This window comes from Dulcicalothrix desertica PCC 7102 (assembly GCF_003991905.1).
In the GTDB taxonomy this organism is placed as follows: domain Bacteria; phylum Cyanobacteriota; class Cyanobacteriia; order Cyanobacteriales; family Nostocaceae; genus Dulcicalothrix; species Dulcicalothrix desertica.
The window spans coordinates 119,894-141,083 of sequence record NZ_RSCL01000009.1; the positions used below are offsets into that span (position 1 = coordinate 119,894).

Below are 21,190 nucleotides of genomic sequence, written 5' to 3' on the forward strand. Positions count from 1 at the left end.
ATATGTAAGAATTATTTGGATTGTATTGCTAAAGGCACTGCGATTACTTACGAAGAATATATAACTGTCAATAATGAGAATATTTGGGGTTTGACGACGCTTAACCCCATTAGAGATAATACAGGTAAAATTTATCGGTTAGTTGGGACTGTAACTGAAATTACAGAACTAAAAAAGACACAATCTCAACTTCAAGCTCAAGCTACTGAGTTAGAAGCAGCACTAACTCAAATTGCTTCAACTCAAACTAAACTTATTCAAACCGAGAAAATGTTATCGTTAGGGCAATTGGTTGCTGGTATTGCTCACGAAATAAATAATCCTACAAATTTTATATTTGGTAATTTAGATTTTGCCCAAGAATATACAAATAATTTATTTGATTTAATCAAGCTTTATCAAAAATATTATTCAAAACCTATAAAGATTATTCAAGATAAAATAAGCGCGATTGAACTAGATTTTATCATGACTGACTTACCTATGATACTTAGTTCAATGCAAGTCGGCGCTGAACGAATTATCAAAATAGTTTCTTCATTACGCACTTTCGCTCATATGGATGAAGCTGAATATAAAAAAGTAGATATTCACATTGGACTTGATAGTACATTAGATTTATTAGATTATCGGCTGAAACAGCAAAGTAAACGCGCCAAAATCGAAGTGATTAAAAATTATAGTAAATTACCTATAATTGAATGTTATGCTGGACAACTGAATCAAGTATTTATGAATATCTTATTAAATGCGATTGATGCATTAGATGAAGCCGAAATAGCGCATCCAAAAATTATTATTTCCACAAGTTTAACGAAAAATAATTTAATATCAATTAGTATAACAGACAATGGTAATGGTATATGTCCAAATATACAAAAAAAACTATTTAATTTATTTTTCACCACCAAACCAGTAGGTAAAGGTACAGGTATGGGACTACCTCTAAGCTACAAAATTATAACCGAAAAACACAACGGTATATTAGAATGTATCTCTAAACCCGGAGCAGGCGCCACCTTTATCATCAAAATTCCCCAAAGTGTGAAAGTGCGCTCGTGCTGAATAGTAAGGTTTTTATTTTTTGCTATTAACTCCTAACTCCTAACTCCTAACTCCTAACTTTACTCAGTACTCAGCACTTTTTACTCAGCACTGAATTATGAGATAGGCTAGATTGTAAAGCTTTGTAACGACAATGAGGGGAAGTCTAGCTTGAGTTCTTTAATACAAATAAAAGACCTCCGTAAGGAGTTTGAGGAAGGCGCCAGTACTCGCACGGTTATTCATGACCTGAATATAGAGTTCAGCGAGGGAGAGTTTATAGTTCTTTTGGGTCAGAGCGGTAGCGGCAAAAGTACGCTATTAAACCTCATTAGCGGTATCGAAAAGCCAACAGCGGGGACAGTCTTAATTAAAAACACCGCTATTACCGAACTTTCGGAGCGGGCGCGTACCTTATTCCGTCGCGATAATATAGGGTTTATATTCCAGTTTTTTAATTTAATTCCCACTTTAACGGTATTGGAGAATATCAGCCTACCTCTAGAGTTAGCAGGGAAAAAAGGGAAAGACTTAGAAAAACAGGCTTTAAGTTTACTAGAGAAAGTCGGGTTAGCAGACAGATACAATACTTTTCCTGACAAACTTTCGGGAGGACAGCAGCAACGAGTCGCGATAGCGCGTGCTTTACTACATCAACCAATGTTACTACTCGCCGATGAGCCAACAGGTAATTTAGATGAAGAGACAGGGGAAAAAGTTTTAAATTTACTGTTGGAACTTACGCGCGGTGCCAATAAAACTCTGATTATGGCAACGCATAACCCAGCAATTGCGAGTTTAGCAAATAGAGTATTACGGATGCAAGATGGGCGCCTACAGGAAGTAATAACTAGAGAGGTGGCGGCATGAGTGAGGTAATATCTAATCAACCTTTATTGCTGCTAACTTGGCGCCGTATCCGCAAAAACGCTTTTCAATACCTGTTATTTATCTTGGGTGTAGCGTTGGGTGTGGCGATGATGGTATCAATTGATTTAGCGAATGGTTCGGCACAGCGAGCTTTTTCGCTATCTACTGATGCAATTATTGGACATACGACACATAGAATAGTTGCAGTTTCACCGAGTGGTATTGATGAAAGTTTGTATAGTCAGTTGAGGCGAAATATTGGTAATGTAAAAGCGGCGCCTATCGTTGAAGGTTATGTTAATTCTAAGCAGCTTGGTTCTCAACCTTTGCGGTTAGTAGGGGTGGACTTATTTGCAGAACCACCATTTCGTAACTATTTTAATGATAATAGCCCTAAAAATACCGAAGGCGCCACTGCTTTTTTAACTCAACCTAACACTATCATCCTTCCTCAAGAACTAGCAACGCAATACCAGATATCAGCTGGAGATAATATAGCTCTAGAGTTATCAGGACATGATATCAACGTTAAAGTTGTTGGTTTAATTAACCCTGCGAATAATCTTACCCGCAGTGCTTTAAGCAGTATTCTATTTACAGATATTGCTACAGCCCAAGAAATTTTAGGTACAGTTGGTCATCTTAGCCATATTGATTTAATTTTAGATAATCAGCAACAGCAATCTGATATCGAGAAAATTTTACCAATAGGTGTCAAGCTAGATACTGCCGAAGCGCAAAAAAATGCAGTACAACAAATGACCGCTGCATTTGAACTCAATTTAACCGCATTGAGTTTGCTTGCTTTAGTCGTTGGGATGTTTTTGATATACAACACCGTTACTTTTAGTGTAATTCAACGGCGCCCATTGTTTGGTGTATTGCGGTGTTTGGGTGTAACACCAGGTCAATTATTTACCCTAATCATCAGTGAATCTGCTGTACTCAGTATTATTGGTTCCTTACTAGGATTAGGTTTAGGGATAATTCTGGGACGTGCAATAGTTGGTTTAATTACCCAAAGCATCAACGATTTTTACTTCGTCGTCAACGTCCAAAACGTAAGTATTTCCCCGTTGAGCTTGGCAAAAGGTTTATTAATAGGTGTTTTTGCCTCGCTGTTTGCTTCTGCTATTCCTGCTGTGGAAGCAATGCGAACTTCACCCCAAACAACCTTGCAACGTTCAAGCTTAGAAAGCAAAGTTCGTAGTTTACTACCTTGGTTGGTTTTAGCTTGGGCTGTATTTACTATACTCGGCGCCGGACTATTACGAATTGGAGGTGGTGGATTAATTCTTGGTTTTGCAGGTTTATTTGCAATATTACTCGCTGCTGCATTCTTAACACCACCTGTTACAGCATTTTTAATGGAGTCTTTAACCTCGGTAGGAAATTTACTTTTTGGTATAGTCGGTAAATTAGCAACGCGCGATATTGTTCGGTCTTTAAGTCGTACCTCAGTAGCAATTGCTGCCTTAATGGTTGCTGTCTCAGTAATTGTTGGGGTATCCATAATGATTGGTTCATTTAGAGGAACCGTTGTAGAATGGCTTGGCCAAACATTACAAGCAGATATTTACGTTACCCCTCCCAGCACCACAGCAAACCGTGTCTTGGGTAAAATATCACCCGAAGTCGTCAATGAAATGAAAACTTGGCGAGGTTGGGATGATTTTGTCACCTACAATGAAACAGAAACCGTAGTCAAAGAATTTAATCGTCAAGTAAAATTAATCTCAGCAGATGGTGATGTTTCTCATGGTAGGCGCCCATATAGCTGGGTACGTAATAAAGGTGTAGACCCGTGGCAATATTTAGCAGATGGAAAAGGTGTTATTGTTTCCGAAGCATTACTAAATAGAGTCAACCTCACAACTCCACCCGAACAAATAACCATTGAAACACCTGTAGGTTGGCGAAGTTTTCCGGTAATAGCAGTATTTTACGACTACTCAAACGACCGAGGCACAATTTTACTCGACAACGATATATATGTAGACCTCTGGCAAGATAAAGATATTGCCTCCATCGGTTTATTCTTAAAACCAGGAGAACCAGTCGAAGAAATAGCACAAGCAATAAAAACCCACTTTCAACCCAAACAAGGATTACTCGTTCAGTCTAACCGCACCTTACGCAACGGTTCATTAGAAATATTTGACCGCACCTTTGCCATTACCGACGCATTGCGACTTTTAGCCATAGTTGTAGCATTTATTGGTGTACTCAGCGCATTAATGAGCTTACAACTCGAACGCACCCGCGAAACCGGAATTTTACGAGCAAATGGAATGACACCCTTACAACTATGGGTAATGACATTTATCAAAACCGGACTAATGGGAGCAATAGCCGGATTACTCGCAATGCCATTAGGATACGTCTTAGCATGGATATTAATTTATGTAATTAACGTCCGTTCGTTCGGCTGGACATTACAAATGCAACTACAACCAAGTTACTTTTTACAAGCATTTGCCGTTGCCGTAATAGCCGCTATTTTAGCTGGAATTTATCCCGCTTGGCGCCTGGGTAACACAGTCATCGCATCAGCTATACGTCAAGAATAATATTTCCACCATATGCAATTGTGAAATGCTCAATTGTGAAATGCTCAATTGTGAAATGCTCAATTGTGGAATGGGCAATTGTGGAATGGGCATCCTTGCCCGTTCCAAACTAATGGCGGGCAAGGATGCCCACCCCACAAGAAAATTTTAGGTATTTTTTTATTTAGAAGCCTTTAATGCAATAGCAGCATAGAATGTAGGGTGCGTTACTGCTTTAATAAACTCAAATTAAACGAAAAATATAATAGCAGTAACGCACCATCAACAAGTGAACAATACCTTTATAGGCGCCATTTTAAAGGTTATGCTTTAATAAAAACTTATAAATTAGATAATGAATACTTTACAAGATATCCAACGAAGAATAGCTGTTGCTTTTATATGGGAATATGATAGGTTAGGAGAATATAAAGCCTCACAATTATTTAGCTTAACACAATGGAATATTCCAGATTTTTTGGAAAGAGGCATAAAAGAAGGAATTGTTCAGTGGGCACAAAATTTTTACTTGACAATGGAAGATTTATCTTACCTAAAACAAGAAACTAAGGAAAAAATCATTTTGGAACAATACCAGATATTTGTACTTTTACCCAATGGTGTCTCTGGAGAAAAAGCTATTTACGACACTCATTTGATTCTTAAGCAAATGGGTGGAACTCTAGATGAAGACTCAATATTAAAGTTGGCGCAAGATTTTTTAAATAATCAATGTCAATGCCACCCTCTTCCCAACACATATCAAAGCGGCGGAAATAAAAACTTTTTTTACATCCGTTAAAGAGGCTTTGAGTAAAGTAAACGTCTTACCCAAGGACTTGAGCTATTCGTAACTCTTGCAATAGTTTTCTTTTCTATAAACCATCTATACGCTTCTAGCACAATTGCGGCGCCTTCGGGTGTTAACTCTTGTAATATTTTTGTTATAGCACCTACGTCATCTGATAATATTGCTTCTGTTACATCTTCAACTCGACCTTGTAGCACATAGCGATGCTTATCGATAAGGCTAACTACAACAAGCGCGTATGGTTCTTTTGTTTGCATTGTGATTTTACCGTCTTTTTGCTTATTTTAACAAAGTATTTAGCCAAAAGTCGGCGCCGATTGTCCTCAAATCAATACATCAGTACCTACACTTCTCCAATTAATAACCCGACAGAAAGCTATATCTTTTTTAGCACGCTCAAAACATTCAACGAATCCAGGTATATCTAGTACGTTATTATAAGTAGGTAAACATTTATTTTTATTACAACATTACTGTTTCAAGTTTCAAACATGTTATTTATAAAAAAAATTATGTTTAAAAGCAAGTAAGGGATTATAGCTCTCTTTGTGAAAATACCAGAAGATGCAGTGATACCAGAAGAAAAGCTGACACGCTATCTTTTGGTTCCGAGAATTAAAGATGATAAATCAAAGTTTTTAGCACAAGCAGGATTTACACAAGATATAGCGGTTCCTATTCAAATGAAGTACACAATCACGGGCAGGGATGCCCGTTCCACAAGAGTTTTATTAACTTAATTTGTACCTGACTTGATTGAAAAATGCTATAACCCAAATGATTTATTAAATGCAATTAAGCAACTTGTACTCATAACCGACGCAGTAGAAGATAACATTAACGAATATGGAGTATTTTATACCGTTACGGGGGATTTACAAGGTCTTAGTGGTCGTAGCTTACCTGATATCTTGCACCTCTACGTATAAATTTTTAATTTTCAACAAGCATGTTTTTAATATTACTGATTAATTTAGTTCATTTTAATGAACTTAAGTTTTAACCCTAGGCGGGTATGGGCATAATAATAAAATTGGTAAATAAAGTTAGAAGTTACCAGTTGTAACAGTTTGGTTACAATCAATAAATGACGGAAGCTTTCGGTTTATCACCCTCAAATTTAAAAAGGACTAATTGTTATGAAGCTTGAACTTTATCAGTACGTTGCCCTGTGTCGAGATATTCCAGAACACAACCTCAAGCGTGGAGATGTAGCGATGCTGATCGACTACGTAACCCATCCTGGCAACGAGGAAGATGGTTATATATTGGAAGTTTTTAATGCTGCGGGAGATTCTATAGCTGTTTTTGCGGTTCCAATGTCAGCAGTAGAAAAACTAGCTAGCGACGCGGTATTAGCAGTGCGCTCTTTAATGGGAACTGTTAACTAATCAAGAGCAATTACTAATGATGCTTGATAATGCGTCTCCTCGCACTATAATTCAGAAAAAACGTTAAACTAAAGCCACAACTGACGTTCATCAACACTTAGTAGGTATACCTGTGTACAAAGTTGAAGCACAAGTGGACACAAAGCAACTTTTACAAGCCGTTGAACAAATGCCTCAACCTGATTTTGAGACATTTGTAATACAGGTGTTAAAACTCCGCGCTCAACGCCAAGTTCAATCGCTTTCATTATCAGAGTCTGAATTAATATTGAAAATTAAGCAATCCATCCCTGATGATATTCAGCAGCAGTTTAATGAACTAATTGAGAAACAACGTTCAATGGCACTCACTGATGCAGAACACGCTCGTCTAATTCAACTTACTGATCAAATTGAAGATTTAGATGCAAAACGTATCGAATATTTAGCTCAGTTAGCTCAATTAAAACAGAAATCACTTGTTGAAGTCATGCAAGATTTAAGCATTCACCCCCCTGCCTGTGTCTGAAGATAGAGTTACTAATGAGCAGCGACGCATAGTAGTTGCGAGGGCTAAAGAATGTTGCGAGTACTGTCGCAGTCAAGTAAAGTTTGCGACTCAATCATTCTCTGTAGAACACATTACGCCTCGTTACAAGGGTGGTAAAACAATCTTGGAAAATTTGGCACTATCATGCCAAGGTTGTAATAATCACAAGCACACTAAAACAGAAGCTTTAGACTCTACAACTCAACAAATTGCCCCACTCTTTCATCCTCGCCAACAATCATGGCAAGAGCATTTTGCTTGGAATGAGGATTATACGCAAATTGTAGGATTGACTCCAACAGGGCGTGCGACGGTAAAAGAGTTACTCTTAAATAGACCAGGATTAGTTAATCTACGCCGTGTCCTTTTTGCTTCAGGAGAACATCCGCCTGGAGATTGATGTAAATGCGACAAACTTCACTAGTTAATTAAAAAATCAACGCTTGGGTGCTGGAAGTTGTGTTTAATAGGTATATTACATGACTTACCAGGCGCGGTAAATACTCTTCATACCAAAAAATTTCATATGTAAAATCCCCGTTCTCAATAACTAGTGACTGAGTAACGGGAAGCGTCATGATTGGCTAAATACAATCCGTAATATTAATTTTGGCTAAATAATCTATCTAAGAAATCAATCTTGACGGCAGAATTTATAATATCTTGTCCAGTACGACGATTTTTAAATTCCATATTATTGATGGCAACAATATAGTATTGGTCGTCGATAGTGGCGATAATTGCACCACCGGAAGAACCACCAGCAGTGTCGCAATCGTGGAGTAAAAGGTTTGCTTCTTCTGAGGTAATGCTGCAACCTGCTTCAAATCCTGCTGTCATTCCGGGATTTGATTTGGGGAAATCTTTGGAATATCCGACAAAAAAGAATTTTTTCGGGTTACGAGTAAGAGTTGAGGTAGGTAGAGATTTCCATCCTAAATAACCATATTTGCGACCCAAGGGTTTATCGAGTACCAAAATTGCCCAGTCTTTGGAATTGTCTTGAAATCCATTTTTGAAATCAGTACCGTAAATAACTCTTTGTACTGAAGCAATATCTCTGGGGTTGCTAACTCTACCGTTGATAAAGTTGGGCATAAACTCAATTTTTTTGCTCAAAACACCTGTTTCTGGATCGAGAACGCAGTGGGAATTGGTAAGGACGAGATTATCGTAAATCAATGTACCCGTGCAATGATAGCTTTTTGCGTCTGCGGTTGTTCCCTGCACTTTGCCAATTGTTGACCAAGGGTATTGGTTACTAGTCATGGGAATGCGGTCGTCCACACCATCGGGTATTCCGCGTTCTCCATTTGCTTTTTCTGAGCTTCCCAAACCATTGGGAATAAAGGGTTTTCCGTTTCCTGGTAGTTTTAATTGACTTGCATCTTGAAATTTCGTAAATTCGGGAGGTTTGGGATTGTTTTGTGCTTGGACTGATGTGTTTACAAATGTATGGACGCTGGCAGCAGTGAAAATTCCTGCGAATAAAAGAGCGAAAGATTTTTTCGAGAAAAGTTTGGTGTTCATGTTGTTGGTACTCCTGAAGTAAAAGTTAGTAAAAGTTTCAAATTTGTTGAAAAGCTGAATTTGATGTATTGAAATACCCTATTTCCACTCGCCTTGTAGTGTGAAACTTGCCCAGTAGTAGGGGTTTTGCTTATCTCCTGACTGCAACATTTCCAACTGTGCGGCTCGGAGGGCAGCAGCAGGGGTTTTTCCTTGTTCGAGCATTTGTTTGTAGAATTTCTGCATCAATATTGATGTACCCGAATCGTTGACATTCCACAGAGAAACGGCAACTCTGGGCGCCCCTGCATACATCAATCCTCTTGTCAACCCCACTAAGCCTTCGCCTTTGATGTCTTTACCAAGTCCAGTGTCGCAGGCACTCAATACAACTAAATCGGCGGCAAAATCAAGGTTGAAAATATCCCCCAAGCGGAGATAACCTTTGGTTGTGGGTTTACCTTGTTTATCTAGCAAGGAAAGAACTATTCCCGATCTCTCTGGTTCGATGGGGTCAGCAAAACCGTGGGTGGCGAAATGTAGCAAGCGATATTGTTTGAGTTCGGGGTTAGTTGCCCATTCGTAAGTTGCATCAAACCTCAAGGCTTGTTTTTTATGGGATTGGTTTTTGACTAATCCTAGAAGTGCTTTGGCTTCTTCTCCTGTAAATGGAAGTCTGTCCCAACCATCGCGCTGGAGATTTCTGGCAGATGTTTTCAGGGCCGATTGGTCTATTTCTTGGCTGAGGTCAAGATTTTTGGTAACGGTTGGTGGTTTACCTGTAAATTCTTCGTCATCGGGTTTAAATACGGGATCGGCTAGAACTGCGAGGGTTTTCGGCGCCGTGTTGCGCTTGGCGAGTTCTGTTCTTTGGGTTGCCAGGGCTGTAATTGAGGGTAAATTAACGATTTCATGGTTGATAATTAGGGGTTGGTATGGGGTTTGTTTTGTTGCATTTGCCTGCGGGGAATTTACATCATGTAATGCAGCGAATGGTATGGTTTGTAATGCACCATCGGCGACAATTACCAAGCGTTTTCCTGATATTTTACCTGCCACTTGTCCTAAAAGGGTTTGACTAAACTCCTTCGTATCTTCAATTATTTTTGGTGGTACACCTGTGGTATTTGATATAGCAGATTTGAATTTCTCTGCCGCTATCTCAATTTTTTCCCGTCCTGGGAGTTTGTAGGTGTTTAAGGAATTGGGTGTGACAGCCCATAGATAACTACGTTCTTCGCCTATGGAATATTGCAGTAGGATGGTGTCTTTGTCGAGTTGTTGTTGAATTTGCGGTAATTTTAAAATGTCCTTATCGGGGTCTGGGTTTGTTAATTTAGCGTATGCAGAACTAGTTGTGCGGATTTTAGTTTGTAGTTCCTTGTATTGACTGCGAAGATTTTCGGCTTCTGTAATGAGTCTTTGGATAGAGTTTTTGGTGATAGGGTCGTTTTTATTGGGTGAGTTTTCTAAGTTTCCTCGCGTTGTTTCTCTGGCATTTATTTGTTGTAATAAATTACGTTCCTGTTCTAATAGTTCTGGATTTGCACCTTTACGGATTTTGGCATTGGATTCTTTGAGTAATTCTATTAAACCTCTGGCGCGCGAGCGCTCGCTTACATTTAACGCTAATTCGTCGTAGTTTTTATCTGGATTTTTCTCGTCCAGTTCCATCAACAGATCGATGTAGAGTTTATAGTACTTTTGGACTGTGGCAAAATAAGAGGTACGTAAATCTGAACTTTTGACGTTACCACGTATGTTTTCGACGATTTTAATTGCTTCGTCAATGCTGGTAAGTGCAGTTTCCAACTTTCCTAGTTTACGTTGATTTTTTGCGATGTAATAAAGTGCGTCAGATTCTCCCTGAATGTCTTTTAAAGTTCGCCTGAGTTTAAGTTGTTCGTTGAGTGTATTTATTGCTTGTTGGTATTGTTTTTGAAAACTATAAGCCATGCTGATTGTGCTTAAAGTTTCAGCTTCTTTAATTTTTAAGTCTGACTGTCTATAACCATCTAGAGCTTTCTGATAACTATCTAGAGCATTTTTATAATCTCCTTGTACGAGATATATACTACCAATAATTCCAATAGACGCGATTTCTTGAAAAGAATATTTATGTTTCTTCGATAATTTCAACGCCAGATTAGCAGCCTCGAAAGCTCTGGGATAATCCTTTTTATCACGATAGATTCTTGCTAGACCATAACGTATATTTATTTCAGATAGGTAATCCTCTTTATTTAATAACTTAAGAGCTTCATTATAAGATGTAAGTGCCTCATTAAATTGTGCATTTTTTTGATAAACTCCACCCATGTAGAGAAGGATTCTAGCTTGTTGAGCTTTGTTATCAAGTTTCCTGTAAATATCTAGTACTTGATTGTAAGTCCTAATACTTAAGTTACTATCACCTAATGAATTGTAGAGTAATGCAATATTACCAAGAGTGCGAGCTGCTGCTTTAGGGTTTTTTGTTATGGAAAGCTCAATTTGCAAGGCTTCGTTATAACGGTCTAATGCAAGCTGATAATCTCCTTGTTGGATGTAAATATCACCTTGCTGGTTAAAAGTAGATGCTTCTTCGTCCTTTTCGCCAGTTTTACGGTTAAGTTCAAGTACTTCTTCCGTATATTTTAGTGCTGATTGGTTATTACCTAGAAAATTTCGATAGATACTGATAATCGATCCAAGACTTAAAGACTCTAAGGTTGTCCACCCAGCTTGATGGAAGAGTAATTTTGCTTTTTGGTAGTATTCAATTGCTTTTTCGTAATTTCCTCGTGAGCTATAAATACTGGCAATATCATTAATAGTTAAACCTCGATCAACTAATGTACCTTTTGTTGATTGTATTCCCAACGCTTTATTTAAATATTCTAGTGCTAAATCATGTTTACCCAATTTTCCGTGAAGAGAGCCAATATTTTTGAATATTTCAGCCTCTCCTAACAAGTCTTTTCTTTCTCGATAAATATCTAGGGCTTGATTGTAGTATTTCAAGGACATTTCGGACTTACCTATTTGAGAATATAGAAAAGCAATGGAATTAAGAGTATCAGCTTCTTTTTCTTTATCTTTAAATGTAGTACGATAAATTTCTAGTGCTTGATTAAGGGAATTAAGTGCATTCTTCGTCTCACCTAATCTCATATAGGCACGAGAAATAGAAGATAAATTTATAGCTAAATGACGAAATTGTTTCTGTATCCGAAAGCTTGATTCTGCTCGCTTCAAATATTCAAGTGATTCTCGTGGTTTTCCCATGTTGTTGTAGGTATCACCAATCATACTGAGTACACTTGCTTCAAACAAAGGTTGATTTAACTCTTGCCAGATTATTAATGCTTGGTTATATAAATCTAGTGCTTGTTGATATTCTGAAAGAAAAATATTAACTAAACCAATGCTCATTAATATTTCGGCTTGATCTGCTCGTAATCCCAATTCCTGATTAATTTTCAATGCTTGTTGATACTTTCCTAATGCCTCTTGATACCCTTCTTTTGTCCCTTTTTTTTGTAACTCTTGCCCTTCTTGAACTAACTTAACTGCATTTTGATATCGCTTTTGCTTATCCGCACTTAACGGAACTGACGGAGCGGGTGCTGTCTGCTGTGCTATTTGCAACTGTGCGAATGTTGCCCTTGCGCCCACCGATTCCGAGAATAAAACCACACTTAACAAGCCAATCAAGCCGTAACGGATGATTTTTGGTAGAAAGTAACCTAATATTTCCCTGCTTCTCTTGCACCGTGCCATTTTCACGCCTCAACTATTAAATATTTGTATGGAAACTCGACCGTATTTATACGGAATGCAGATAAATAAGATATATTTTTGCTCAGAAAATATACTTAATTACACGAATACTTTAAAACGAAAGCAAAGAATAAGTAAACCCGGTTTCAGTTTCCGTAACAAAAACAATCATCGTTTAGTCACAAATCGCACGATTAACGCGATAAATCGTCAAAAACCAGGTTTTTCGCAAAACTGCACAATCCTCCATAAGCTAATTTTCACTAAATACTATTTCAGAGTTGTGAAAAGATATGCATATCCCACTGTCATCACTATCCTTAAGTTTTTACGTTCTCTGATCGTCGCTTGCGGTTATTTCAAAAATTTGCTTCTTGACAAGAACAGATACAAACTATAGCATCTAATAAGATGTTTTATTAAATGCTTTATAAAATGCTATGCAAATTAAAATTAATCTCGAAAATATTCAAACTCTGACTGACTTTAAACGAAACGCCAAGGATTACGTAGAACGAATAAAGGCTACAAAATCTCCGCTTGTGCTGACGGTCAACGGGAAAGCTGAGGTTGTAGTTCAGGAGGCGCAAGCGTTTCAAGATATGATGGATAGGCTTGATCGTGCGGAGGAAGAATTAAAAATACTCAAAAAAGAGACATTGCGACGAGAAATAGCCATTGGAATAGAGCAGCTTGATAACGGTCAGTATACCGAATACGATGAAGAATCGCTCCTTTGTTTTTTTGAAGACATTAAAGCACGAGGACGCAAGAGATTAGAGCAGAACAAAACTCCATGAGCCGATTTAAAATTTCTACTCAAGCAGATCATATCTGGAGCGGTTACGTGAGTGCCCCCGAACCTTTACCGAGTTAAAGTGTAAAGAAAAACTCAGTGATGCAGAACATACAAAGCTAATTCAACTTACTGATCAAATTGAAGATTTAGATGCAAAACGTATCGAATATTTAGCTCAATTAAAACAGCAATCACTTACTCAAGTCATGCAAGATTTTAGTATTCACCCCCTACCTGTGTCTGAAGATAGAGTTACTAATAAGCAGTGACGTATGGTAGTTACAAGAGTTAGGGAATGCTGCTTTGTATTATCGCGCGTCAACTAAAGATAGGAAAAATTGGAGGAACGTATACCTTAATGTATGAAATTGAATATACCCCCCAAGCAATAGAAGACCTTCAGTTTTTCCGAAAAAATGACCAGAAACAAATTTTAGATAATATTGAAATACAATTACAATATGAACCAACAGTTGAAACACGTAATCGTAAACAAATGCGACCAAATGATTTGGCTGCATGGGAATTACGCATCGGTAAATTTAGAATACTCTATAATGTTGATGAAGTAGTTTTAATTGTTGAAGTTCAGCGTATTGGTGAAAAGCAGGGTAACGCTTTTTTGTTTCGTGGTCAACAGGAGGATGTATGAAAATAAGTTGGAACTACCGCGTTTTTTGTGAAGATAATGGCGATTATGTCATTCGAGAAGTAATTTATGCTGAAGATGGTTCAATTGTTAGTTGTACAAAAGATGCAGTTGAACCAATGGGAGGAACAATGGAAGAATTAGCTAGTGATATTGAAGCTTTTAAGCAGGCTTTAACACTACCTGTACTGACTCTTGCTGATATTCCTACAAAAGAAGTTAAGAAAGAAAAACTTCACTCGAAAAGCAAAAATGTTTCTCATAAGGAATTGTTAGATAAATTGGGCTTTAGTCATACTTCAGCATCAAGTTAGTATATAAATCTTAATTATTTGGATATTCATGTAAATGCTGCAAACTTCACTTGGTAAAATCCCGTTAGGATACGCAACACAAGCATCAGATACGTCATTTGAGATTGAACGTATCTTAATTGGACGTTGGCAGCAAATGTTACCTTATGAAAAAGCAAAGTTAATTAAAAAATCAACGCTTGGGTGCTGGAAGTTGTGTTTAATAGGTATATTACACGACTTACCAGGCGCCGCAACACAAGCTATTCGACGCGAATTTATTAAAAGAAAGTTAGGCGCCACGTGGATTGAGGTATTGTGTAATCAGGATAATTGGGTAAATTTGACGGGTGTTGAGGGAATTTCGGCAATAATGGAAGATGCTATTTGGTTGGCAGTTAAATTAGGGAGAATTTTAGAAGAACTGCGTATACCTTATTTGGTAGGTGGGTCAGTGGCAAGTTCGTTATTAGGAGAACCACGTGCAACCTTAGATTTAGATTTAGTTGTTGATGTGAGTGCGTCACAAATCGAATCGCTAGTTAATACGCTGACCACAGAGTTTTATATTAGCATTGATGCTGTGAGAGAAGCAGTTGAGCGGAAAGCTTCGTTTAATGCTATACATTTAGAAACAACAGAAAAAGCAGACTTTTTTATTTTAGGTAACGATGAATTTTCAAGAGAGAAATTAAGGCGCCGACAGTTGTATACTTTATCTGTTGAAGGAGATTCATCAATATATATATACTCCGCAGAAGATATTATCTTACAAAAGCTGCGATGGTATCGTATGGGAATGGGTGTCTCTGACAGACAGTGGAGAGACTTGTTAGGAGTATTAAAAGTACAAGCGTTAAGGCTAGATTTTGCGTATTTACAACACTGGGGAAGAAATTTAGGACTTGGTGACTTGCTAGAACGTGCGTTATTACAAGCAGGTTTGGAGAGATGACGCTTATGATGTGCCAAACTCAGTAAACTGTCGTATATAAGGTTCATGAAACGCCAAAATGATATCCTGTTTAGGCACTCCCATTTCAACTAAGCGATTGGCTATTCCTTCTTCTGTACCATCATGCTGAATCCAAATTTTCCCATTTTTAATATCAAGATGTAGAACACAACCAAAATCACGTTTATTTCCACGCCAACCAACATAAAGTAATTGATAATGGTCTTGCTTTTCATCGAAAACTGTTTGTATCTCATACTCTTCGGCATTTCTTTTTTGCATTGAAGAGCGCCGTTGTTTTTCAGAAAGAAGATGTTGAATATATTGCCGATATTGTTCTACAGCCATTGACTAATAACCTCCTGTTCTACATCATAAATTACTAATCGTAATTGATATTTGGCAATTGCCGATACAATAAACTTTCGTTGAAAAAAAGTTTCATAAATCGGTAAACGAACCGCTAAATACAACTGACGCTCTGGGTCAATTTTATCTAATGCGTCTCGATAGTTTAAAAATTGTCCTAACGCAGTATGAAATTCTGAAACATTCGATGTACTAATAAAGCTTTTAACTTCTACCGCTATTTTTCGTCCCTCTCGCTCTGCTCCTAAAATTTCTTCTGCTGCTAAATCAATCTCGAAATCTACATCATCTACATTAATATTATAACATTCAGCCGTAATCTCCCAGCCGTCTTTTTCTAAGGCTGTTTTAACAACACCATGAAATCTATCTTTTGCCATACGAGTTCAACTTCATGCTAAAATAGGTGCCTGTTAAAGGCGGAGAGGATTTACCTTTAACTTATATTGTAACTCAGCGTTTAATTTAATAATCAACTTAGGATTACTGCTTTATAAATAAGTAAAATTTGAAACTTAGTGCTTTCATATCACCTCTCTCTCTGTATCCTCTGCGTCTCTGTGGTAAACATAATTATGTGACTGCACAGGCGAGACGCCTATGCTACAGTATGAATCGGCGCCTGCGCTAAATTATTTATCATATAGAATTATTTTGAGTTTTTACCGTTAAAACTTGGGGTGGTGTGGAATCTGGGGGGTAAATAAAATCTACTTCTACTTTCTTGGTGGCGCCTGCTGCTAATTTTAACGTCACCAAAGCTTCACCTTGCTGTCCTCTTTTTTGCACCAAATGTAAGTACCTTTGCACTTTCCCCAAACCATCTTCATAACTAACCTTTACTGTACCGCGAAAAAACACTTGCTCGACTTGCGGGTTTAAAAATAATAATCTATCGCTTCCACCCTCATCTTTAAGTGGTGTTTGAATTAATACACTTACTGTTTGAGTTTGGTTTGTTGGATTATGTAAAGGCAAAGTCAAATCATATTCTACACCGTAATTACTATGGGCAAAATATGCTGTATCTGGGTAGCGAGCTAACATAGGAGCGCTCTGTATCTGTTTAGTAGCTAATGTGACTAAATGTACTGTTCCTAATGGATAGGAAATCGCTTTTCCTGGTTCTGGTATGGTTAATTTTGCGGCGCCAGGGTTGTCAGTAATTACTGCTTCCCATTTTGTACCTTGGGAAACACCCGCTACTCTACCGATTACTGTTGGTTCTCTGGGTGGTTCTAATGGGGTGGGGATGGCGTCACGTTTTTCTGCTAAATTACCTGTGTTGAGTAAATTTTGTAATTCGTTTAAAGTTGGTGGACGATTGGAAGTCATTGCTAAATTGGCAACGTGAATTACACTGTCGCTTTTCAACCGCATCATTGTTGTGCGACCGTTGGAAGAAGGTGCTTGTACGGGGATTGGTAGGTTTGCTAATATTTGACTTTTTCTGGGTTCTATAATTATTTTTTCTGAGAAAACGTTTTGCCTAACTCCTCGCAATACTTCACCCATTGTTCTGCTTCCTGGACCCGAATAAACTGTATTTTGGAGATTATCTTGAATGTCGGGTAACGATATAAAAGGAGCTTGTTGAGTAAGATAGCTGGCGCCGTTTAATACTTCTAGCGTAACAGCTTTATCACCAGGATTATACACGATTATTCCTTGGTAGACTGTACGGCTTCGAGATGGTGTTGCTGCTCTAATAATATGATGAGAAAAAATATCAAATCTGCCTTGAAACGGGTAATTTAAATGTGCAGCAGGTGTTTTTTTACCTTCTGGGGGAAAAGTTGATAGTAAAATTCCATCGGTTTCTACCAATTCTGGACTGTTGCTGTTGAAGGTGGGTATAGTATCGAGTTTTCCTGGTAATGGATATACTTGTTGCGGTTGTACTTCGACCCCAGCGATATATTGCGGGGGAATAGTGTAGATGTTAAGCGCGCGACACATCAATGCTGCAACTTCTCCTCTAGTGGCGCCAACTTTGGGTCTTAGTTGTTTGACGTTAGGATAATTAACCACAATACTATTAATTGCGGCAGATGCAACCGAAGTTTGAGCATAGTTGGGAATTTCTGCTGCATCTTGAAAGTATGTTCGTAGTGTTTGCGCGGGGTTCGCTACAGCACTGTAATTTTTTGCTCCAGCGATGACACCAATAATTTGCGCGCGGGGTATTGCTTGGTTAGGTTGGAATATACCTCCTGGATACCCAGAAAAAAAGCCTTTTTGGAACGCGCTAGATATCGCTTTATATGCCCAATGGGTTTGCGGAACATCTCGAAATGCTGTAGAACTACGTTTATTTGGCGCCGTAGGAAAAGCATTTAGCATCAAGACAGCTGCCTCTGCACGTGTTACCGTTACATTTGGACGAAAAGTATTATCAGAGTATCCTGTAATAAGTTTACGTTCATTGAGTTGTTGAATACAATCAGTAGCCCAGTAGTTTTGAGTGTCGTTGAATGCGAAGGCACTAGAGGTTGGGAAAATAGCGATGGTTGTAGAAAGGATAAACAAGCGCAGCAAAGATGGCATAGGCAAACTGATTTTCAATTATTTTTGTAATGATAAGTAAGAATTAAAGTTTTGGGAACCAAGCATGTGATATAGTTCATATGCTCAAAGTTGGGAAACTCTGGTGAAATTCCGGGACTGTGCCGCAGCTGTAAACAGTATTGAGTTAAAAGTGCTGAGTGCTGAGTAGATTTATACTCATAACTCAGCACTCAGCACTCAGCACTGAAGAGTCAGAATGCCAGCTTGAGCAGTGTTAAACTCAACTCCCTGCGTTGCACAGGGAAGGAGATAGTGCTGTGTTCAAAATTTCTGTTGACCAAGTTGATGACCCCCTGCGTTTATTAGATAATCCTCTAACTTGTCCAGGATTATTTTACGCTACACCAGCTATTGATGGAGTTATTTCTCGCATCCGCATTCCTTCTGGTATTTTGACTAGTCAGCAGGTAAGGATTGTCGCTGATTATGCTACTAATTTTGGTGGTAGCGATAAAAATGTTTACGTAACGAACCGTGCAAATCTACAAGTTCGAGGAATAAGGGGTACAGAAACAGCTTTAATTACTTTGCGTTCTGTGGGTTTAGCTGGAATTCCCGAAGTTGACCATATTCGCAATATTATGTCAAGTCCGACAGCAGGTATTGATAAGGATGAACTGATTGATACTCGTTATTTAGTTCGTGAGTTAGATGAGTATATATGTTCGCACAAAGAATTAGGAGGGTTGTCACCTAAGTTTAGTGTAGCGTTTGATGGTGGTGGGAAAGTGTCGGTATGTCAACAACCAAATGAAATTACATTTGCTGCTGTTAAAGAAAATACATCTATATATTTTCACCTTTTAATAGGAGGGGAAGCAACCAATATCTTATTAAAACCAGAAGAGTGTATATTCGTAGTTGCCGCTTTCGCACAACTTTACCTCAACGAAGTGGATATTACCGAAAAACGCAAACCTCGTTTAAAAAAGCTATTTCAAGAAAAAGGCCTTTCTAAGACTTTAGAACAAGCACAAAAGTATTTACCTTTTTCACTTAATGTCTCAAATAACACACATACCTTAAATACAAATACTAATTACCATTTAGGCGCCCATCCCCAACGACAAAAAGGTTACTCTTACATTGGAATAGTTTTACCACTAGGCAAGCTAAATACAAACCAATTATATAACTTAGCTTCTTTAGTAGATAGCTATGGTAGCAGTGTACTACGATTAACACCTTGGCAAAATATAATCATCCCCGATATTAAAAACGAATTTATACCTGAAGTTCAAGAACATATCGAAAATTTAGGATTGCATTGGTCAGTAAATCATATATATAGTAGTCTAGTTGCTTGTACAGGAAATAAGGGTTGTGCATCTTCTGCTACCGATACCAAAAGTGACGCTCTTGCTTTAGCAGAATATCTACAGCAACACATTACCCTTGATATACCTGTAAAAATTCACTTTACTGGCTGTTCTAAATCCTGCGCTTATCATGGTAAAAGTGATATTACTTTGTTAGGTGCCCAAAAAATTGAAAATAATATCCTTACAGAAGGGTATCAAATTTTTGTCGGAAGCGAGCAAAATTTCGGCAGAGAAATATATAGTTTTATTAATCAAACTCAATTACCAAAAGTAATATTACGGTTACTGCAAGTATATAAACTCCTGCGTAAACATAATCATGATTCCTTTGGGGAATGGGTAGACCAATATACAGTATGTGAAATACAGCACTGGTTAAATGCAGGAGGAATTACATGATGGATTATATTCGCGATGGCAATGAAATTTACCGTCGTTCTTTTAGTATTATTCGTTCGGAAGCTAACTTAGAAAAATTACCTACTGACTTAGCGACCGTAGTTGTGCGTCTTATTCATACTTGTGGAATGACAGATATTGTAAATGATTTAAGTGCCTCATTCGATGCAGTCGCAGCAGGACGCAATGCACTTAAAAACGGTAAACCAATATTATGCGATGCTCAAATGGTCGCAGAAGGAATTACTAAAAAACGATTGCCTGCTAACAACCAAATAATTTGCACTTTAAATAATCCTGAAGTGGCTACATTAGCGCAAAAGATGCTCAATACTCGTTCTGCGGTTGCTTTAGAGTTATGGGAACCTTACCTTGAGGGGGCAGTGGTAGCAATTGGTAACGCTCCTACTGCGTTATTTCACTTACTCGAACTGCTTGATGCTGGAGCAAGTAAACCTGCGGTAATTCTAGGCTTTCCAGTAGGATTTGTCGGCGCAGCAGAATCGAAAGCAGCGTTGGCAGAAAACAGTAGAGGAGTGCCTTTTATTACTTTAAATGGGCGCCGAGGTGGCAGTGCAATGGCAGCAGCGGCAGTAAATGCTCTGGCAAAAGAGGAGGAAATATAACATGTCTTTAGTATCTCAAACAACTGGGCGCCTGTACGGTATCGGTATCGGGCCAGGAGACCCAGAACTATTAACAATTAAAGCTTTACGGATATTACAAGCTTCACCTGTAGTAGCTTATCCTATATCCGATAAACAGAAACCGCTAGCACGTTCAATTATTGCTCCATATTTAACAGGAAATCAAATCGAAGTCCCAATGCTTTTTCCTTTTAAACTTGAGGAATCTGCTCAACCTTATTATGACAGTGCCGCAGAAAAATTAGCCGAATATTTAAATGGTGGTCAAGATGTTGTAGTGTTATGCGAAGGCGACCCGTTTTTTTACGGAAGCTTTATGTATCTTTACACACGCTTATCACCACAGTTTCATGTAGAAGTAGTACCGGGAGTTTCTTCTATCATGGCAAGTGCATCAGCATTAGGGGCGCCGCTTACCTACCGTAATGATGTATTTATGGTGCTATCTTCGATATTAAGCGCAGAAGTATTAACAGAAAAATTAGCAGTTGCAGATGCAGCAGTAATTATCAAACTGGGCAAACATTTTAGAAAAGTATATGGCGTATTAAAAGACTTAGGTTTAGCAGAACGCGCAAAATACATTGAACGTGCCACAACTAGCACTCAAGTAATTATGCCCTTAGAAAAAGTTGACCCAGACACAGTACCCTATTTCTCACTGATATTAATACCGAGTAAATGGCAACCTTAAATAGATATCATAAATCTATAATACCCCCCA

22 protein-coding genes and 1 riboswitch are annotated in these 21,190 nt (G+C 38.1%); of the genes, 16 read left to right on the top strand and 6 right to left on the bottom strand.

What is annotated here, in order from left to right; all coding sequences use genetic code 11:
• The 4 genes from DSM106972_RS19845 to DSM106972_RS19860 form a co-directional block, all read left to right on the top strand.
• Nucleotides 1–1,065 (top strand): sensor histidine kinase (locus DSM106972_RS19845; protein ID WP_233787901.1); only part of this gene is annotated, 1,065 nt, incomplete at its 5' end.
• 150 nt (nt 1,066–1,215) lie between these two features.
• Nucleotides 1,216–1,914 carry an ABC transporter ATP-binding protein gene (locus DSM106972_RS19850; RefSeq protein ID WP_233787442.1) on the top strand — a complete coding sequence of 233 codons (699 nt, stop codon included), beginning with the start codon at nt 1,216–1,218 and terminating at the stop codon, nt 1,912–1,914.
• On the top strand, nt 1,911–4,484 hold the full coding sequence (locus DSM106972_RS19855; protein ID WP_127082339.1) for an FtsX-like permease family protein: 2,574 nt from the start codon (nt 1,911–1,913) through the stop codon (nt 4,482–4,484). The genes DSM106972_RS19850 and DSM106972_RS19855 overlap by 4 nt, the downstream gene beginning before the upstream one ends.
• A 334-nt stretch (nt 4,485–4,818) precedes the next feature.
• Nucleotides 4,819–5,265 (top strand): hypothetical protein, encoded by a 447-nt coding sequence (locus DSM106972_RS19860; RefSeq protein ID WP_127082340.1) that lies wholly within the window; start codon nt 4,819–4,821, stop codon nt 5,263–5,265.
• Here DSM106972_RS19860 and DSM106972_RS19865 read toward each other — a convergent pair.
• Entirely contained in the window at nt 5,262–5,531 is a 270-nt protein-coding gene (locus DSM106972_RS19865; protein ID WP_127082341.1) for a hypothetical protein, read from the bottom strand. The two genes, DSM106972_RS19860 and DSM106972_RS19865, sit on opposite strands and share 4 nt — an antisense overlap.
• 291 nt (nt 5,532–5,822) lie before the next feature.
• Between DSM106972_RS19865 and DSM106972_RS19870 the strand changes: the two genes are divergently transcribed.
• The 5 genes from DSM106972_RS19870 (at nt 5,823) to DSM106972_RS19885 (ending at nt 7,594) form a co-directional block, all read left to right on the top strand.
• Nucleotides 5,823–6,014 carry a hypothetical protein gene (locus tag DSM106972_RS19870; protein WP_127082342.1) on the top strand — a complete coding sequence of 64 codons (192 nt, stop codon included), beginning with the start codon at nt 5,823–5,825 and terminating at the stop codon, nt 6,012–6,014.
• 12 nt (nt 6,015–6,026) lie between these two features.
• The gene (locus DSM106972_RS51460) at nt 6,027–6,203 is read left to right on the top strand and encodes a hypothetical protein (protein ID WP_158632851.1); all 177 of its coding nucleotides are present in this window, start codon (nt 6,027–6,029) and stop codon (nt 6,201–6,203) included.
• A gap of 210 nt (nt 6,204–6,413) precedes the next feature.
• The gene (locus tag DSM106972_RS19875; protein ID WP_127082343.1) at nt 6,414–6,665 is read left to right on the top strand and encodes a DUF4926 domain-containing protein; all 252 of its coding nucleotides are present in this window, start codon (nt 6,414–6,416) and stop codon (nt 6,663–6,665) included.
• Nucleotides 6,666–6,777: 112 nt separating this feature from the next.
• Nucleotides 6,778–7,173 carry an STAS/SEC14 domain-containing protein gene (locus tag DSM106972_RS19880; RefSeq protein ID WP_201800754.1) on the top strand — a complete coding sequence of 132 codons (396 nt, stop codon included), beginning with the start codon at nt 6,778–6,780 and terminating at the stop codon, nt 7,171–7,173.
• Nucleotides 7,166–7,594 carry an HNH endonuclease gene (locus tag DSM106972_RS19885; RefSeq protein WP_127082345.1) on the top strand — a complete coding sequence of 143 codons (429 nt, stop codon included), beginning with the start codon at nt 7,166–7,168 and terminating at the stop codon, nt 7,592–7,594. The genes DSM106972_RS19880 and DSM106972_RS19885 overlap by 8 nt, the downstream gene beginning before the upstream one ends.
• A 203-nt stretch (nt 7,595–7,797) precedes the next feature.
• On the opposite strand, the gene DSM106972_RS19890 is transcribed toward DSM106972_RS19885, so the two are convergent.
• Nucleotides 7,798–8,724 (bottom strand): trypsin-like serine peptidase, encoded by a 927-nt coding sequence (locus tag DSM106972_RS19890; protein WP_127082346.1) that lies wholly within the window; start codon nt 8,722–8,724, stop codon nt 7,798–7,800.
• A 78-nt stretch (nt 8,725–8,802) separates the two neighbouring features.
• Complete coding sequence (locus DSM106972_RS19895) at nt 8,803–12,465, bottom strand: CHAT domain-containing tetratricopeptide repeat protein (protein WP_127082347.1); 3,663 nt, start codon at nt 12,463–12,465, stop codon at nt 8,803–8,805.
• Between the two features lie 440 nt (nt 12,466–12,905).
• On the opposite strand from DSM106972_RS19895, the gene DSM106972_RS19900 reads away from it, so the two are divergent.
• The 4 genes from DSM106972_RS19900 (at nt 12,906) to DSM106972_RS19915 (ending at nt 15,161) form a co-directional block, all read left to right on the top strand.
• Nucleotides 12,906–13,265, top strand: coding sequence for a type II toxin-antitoxin system prevent-host-death family antitoxin (locus DSM106972_RS19900; protein ID WP_127082348.1), 360 nt, complete (start codon nt 12,906–12,908; stop codon nt 13,263–13,265).
• Nucleotides 13,266–13,559: 294 nt separating this feature from the next.
• Nucleotides 13,560–13,916 carry a type II toxin-antitoxin system RelE family toxin gene (locus DSM106972_RS19905; protein ID WP_201800755.1) on the top strand — a complete coding sequence of 119 codons (357 nt, stop codon included), beginning with the start codon at nt 13,560–13,562 and terminating at the stop codon, nt 13,914–13,916.
• A complete protein-coding gene (locus DSM106972_RS19910; RefSeq protein WP_127082349.1) occupies nt 13,913–14,227 on the top strand; it encodes a hypothetical protein in 315 nt (104 codons plus the stop codon). The genes DSM106972_RS19905 and DSM106972_RS19910 overlap by 4 nt, the downstream gene beginning before the upstream one ends.
• Before the next feature lie 34 nt (nt 14,228–14,261).
• Nucleotides 14,262–15,161: a hypothetical protein gene (locus DSM106972_RS19915; RefSeq protein ID WP_127082350.1), complete on the top strand. Its 900-nt coding sequence runs from the start codon at nt 14,262–14,264 to the stop codon at nt 15,159–15,161.
• A gap of 3 nt (nt 15,162–15,164) precedes the next feature.
• On the opposite strand, the gene DSM106972_RS19920 is transcribed toward DSM106972_RS19915, so the two are convergent.
• The 3 genes from DSM106972_RS19920 to DSM106972_RS19930 all read right to left on the bottom strand — a co-directional run bounded on the left by DSM106972_RS19920 (nt 15,165) and on the right by DSM106972_RS19930 (nt 18,077).
• On the bottom strand, nt 15,165–15,509 hold the full coding sequence (locus DSM106972_RS19920; RefSeq protein ID WP_127082351.1) for a XisI protein: 345 nt from the start codon (nt 15,507–15,509) through the stop codon (nt 15,165–15,167).
• A complete protein-coding gene (locus DSM106972_RS19925) occupies nt 15,500–15,910 on the bottom strand; it encodes a XisH family protein (RefSeq protein ID WP_127082352.1) in 411 nt (136 codons plus the stop codon). Before DSM106972_RS19925 ends, DSM106972_RS19920 begins: the two co-directional genes overlap by 10 nt.
• A gap of 259 nt (nt 15,911–16,169) precedes the next feature.
• Entirely contained in the window at nt 16,170–18,077 is a 1,908-nt protein-coding gene (locus DSM106972_RS19930) for a DUF3370 family protein (RefSeq protein ID WP_127082353.1), read from the bottom strand.
• Nucleotides 18,078–18,124: 47 nt separating this feature from the next.
• Nucleotides 18,125–18,320: riboswitch (cobalamin riboswitch) on the top strand.
• Between the two features lie 35 nt (nt 18,321–18,355).
• On the opposite strand from DSM106972_RS19930, the gene cobG reads away from it, so the two are divergent.
• From cobG to DSM106972_RS19945, 3 genes are read left to right on the top strand one after another with little or no spacing between them, the layout of a single operon-like run.
• Nucleotides 18,356–19,819, top strand: coding sequence for a precorrin-3B synthase (gene cobG / locus DSM106972_RS19935; RefSeq protein ID WP_233787441.1), 1,464 nt, complete (start codon nt 18,356–18,358; stop codon nt 19,817–19,819).
• Entirely contained in the window at nt 19,816–20,445 is a 630-nt protein-coding gene (locus tag DSM106972_RS19940; protein ID WP_201800756.1) for a precorrin-8X methylmutase, read from the top strand. Before cobG ends, DSM106972_RS19940 begins: the two co-directional genes overlap by 4 nt.
• Nucleotide 20,446: 1 nt before the next feature.
• Nucleotides 20,447–21,160: a precorrin-2 C(20)-methyltransferase gene (locus tag DSM106972_RS19945; RefSeq protein WP_127082354.1), complete on the top strand. Its 714-nt coding sequence runs from the start codon at nt 20,447–20,449 to the stop codon at nt 21,158–21,160.
• Nucleotides 21,161–21,190: the final 30 nt, after the last annotated feature.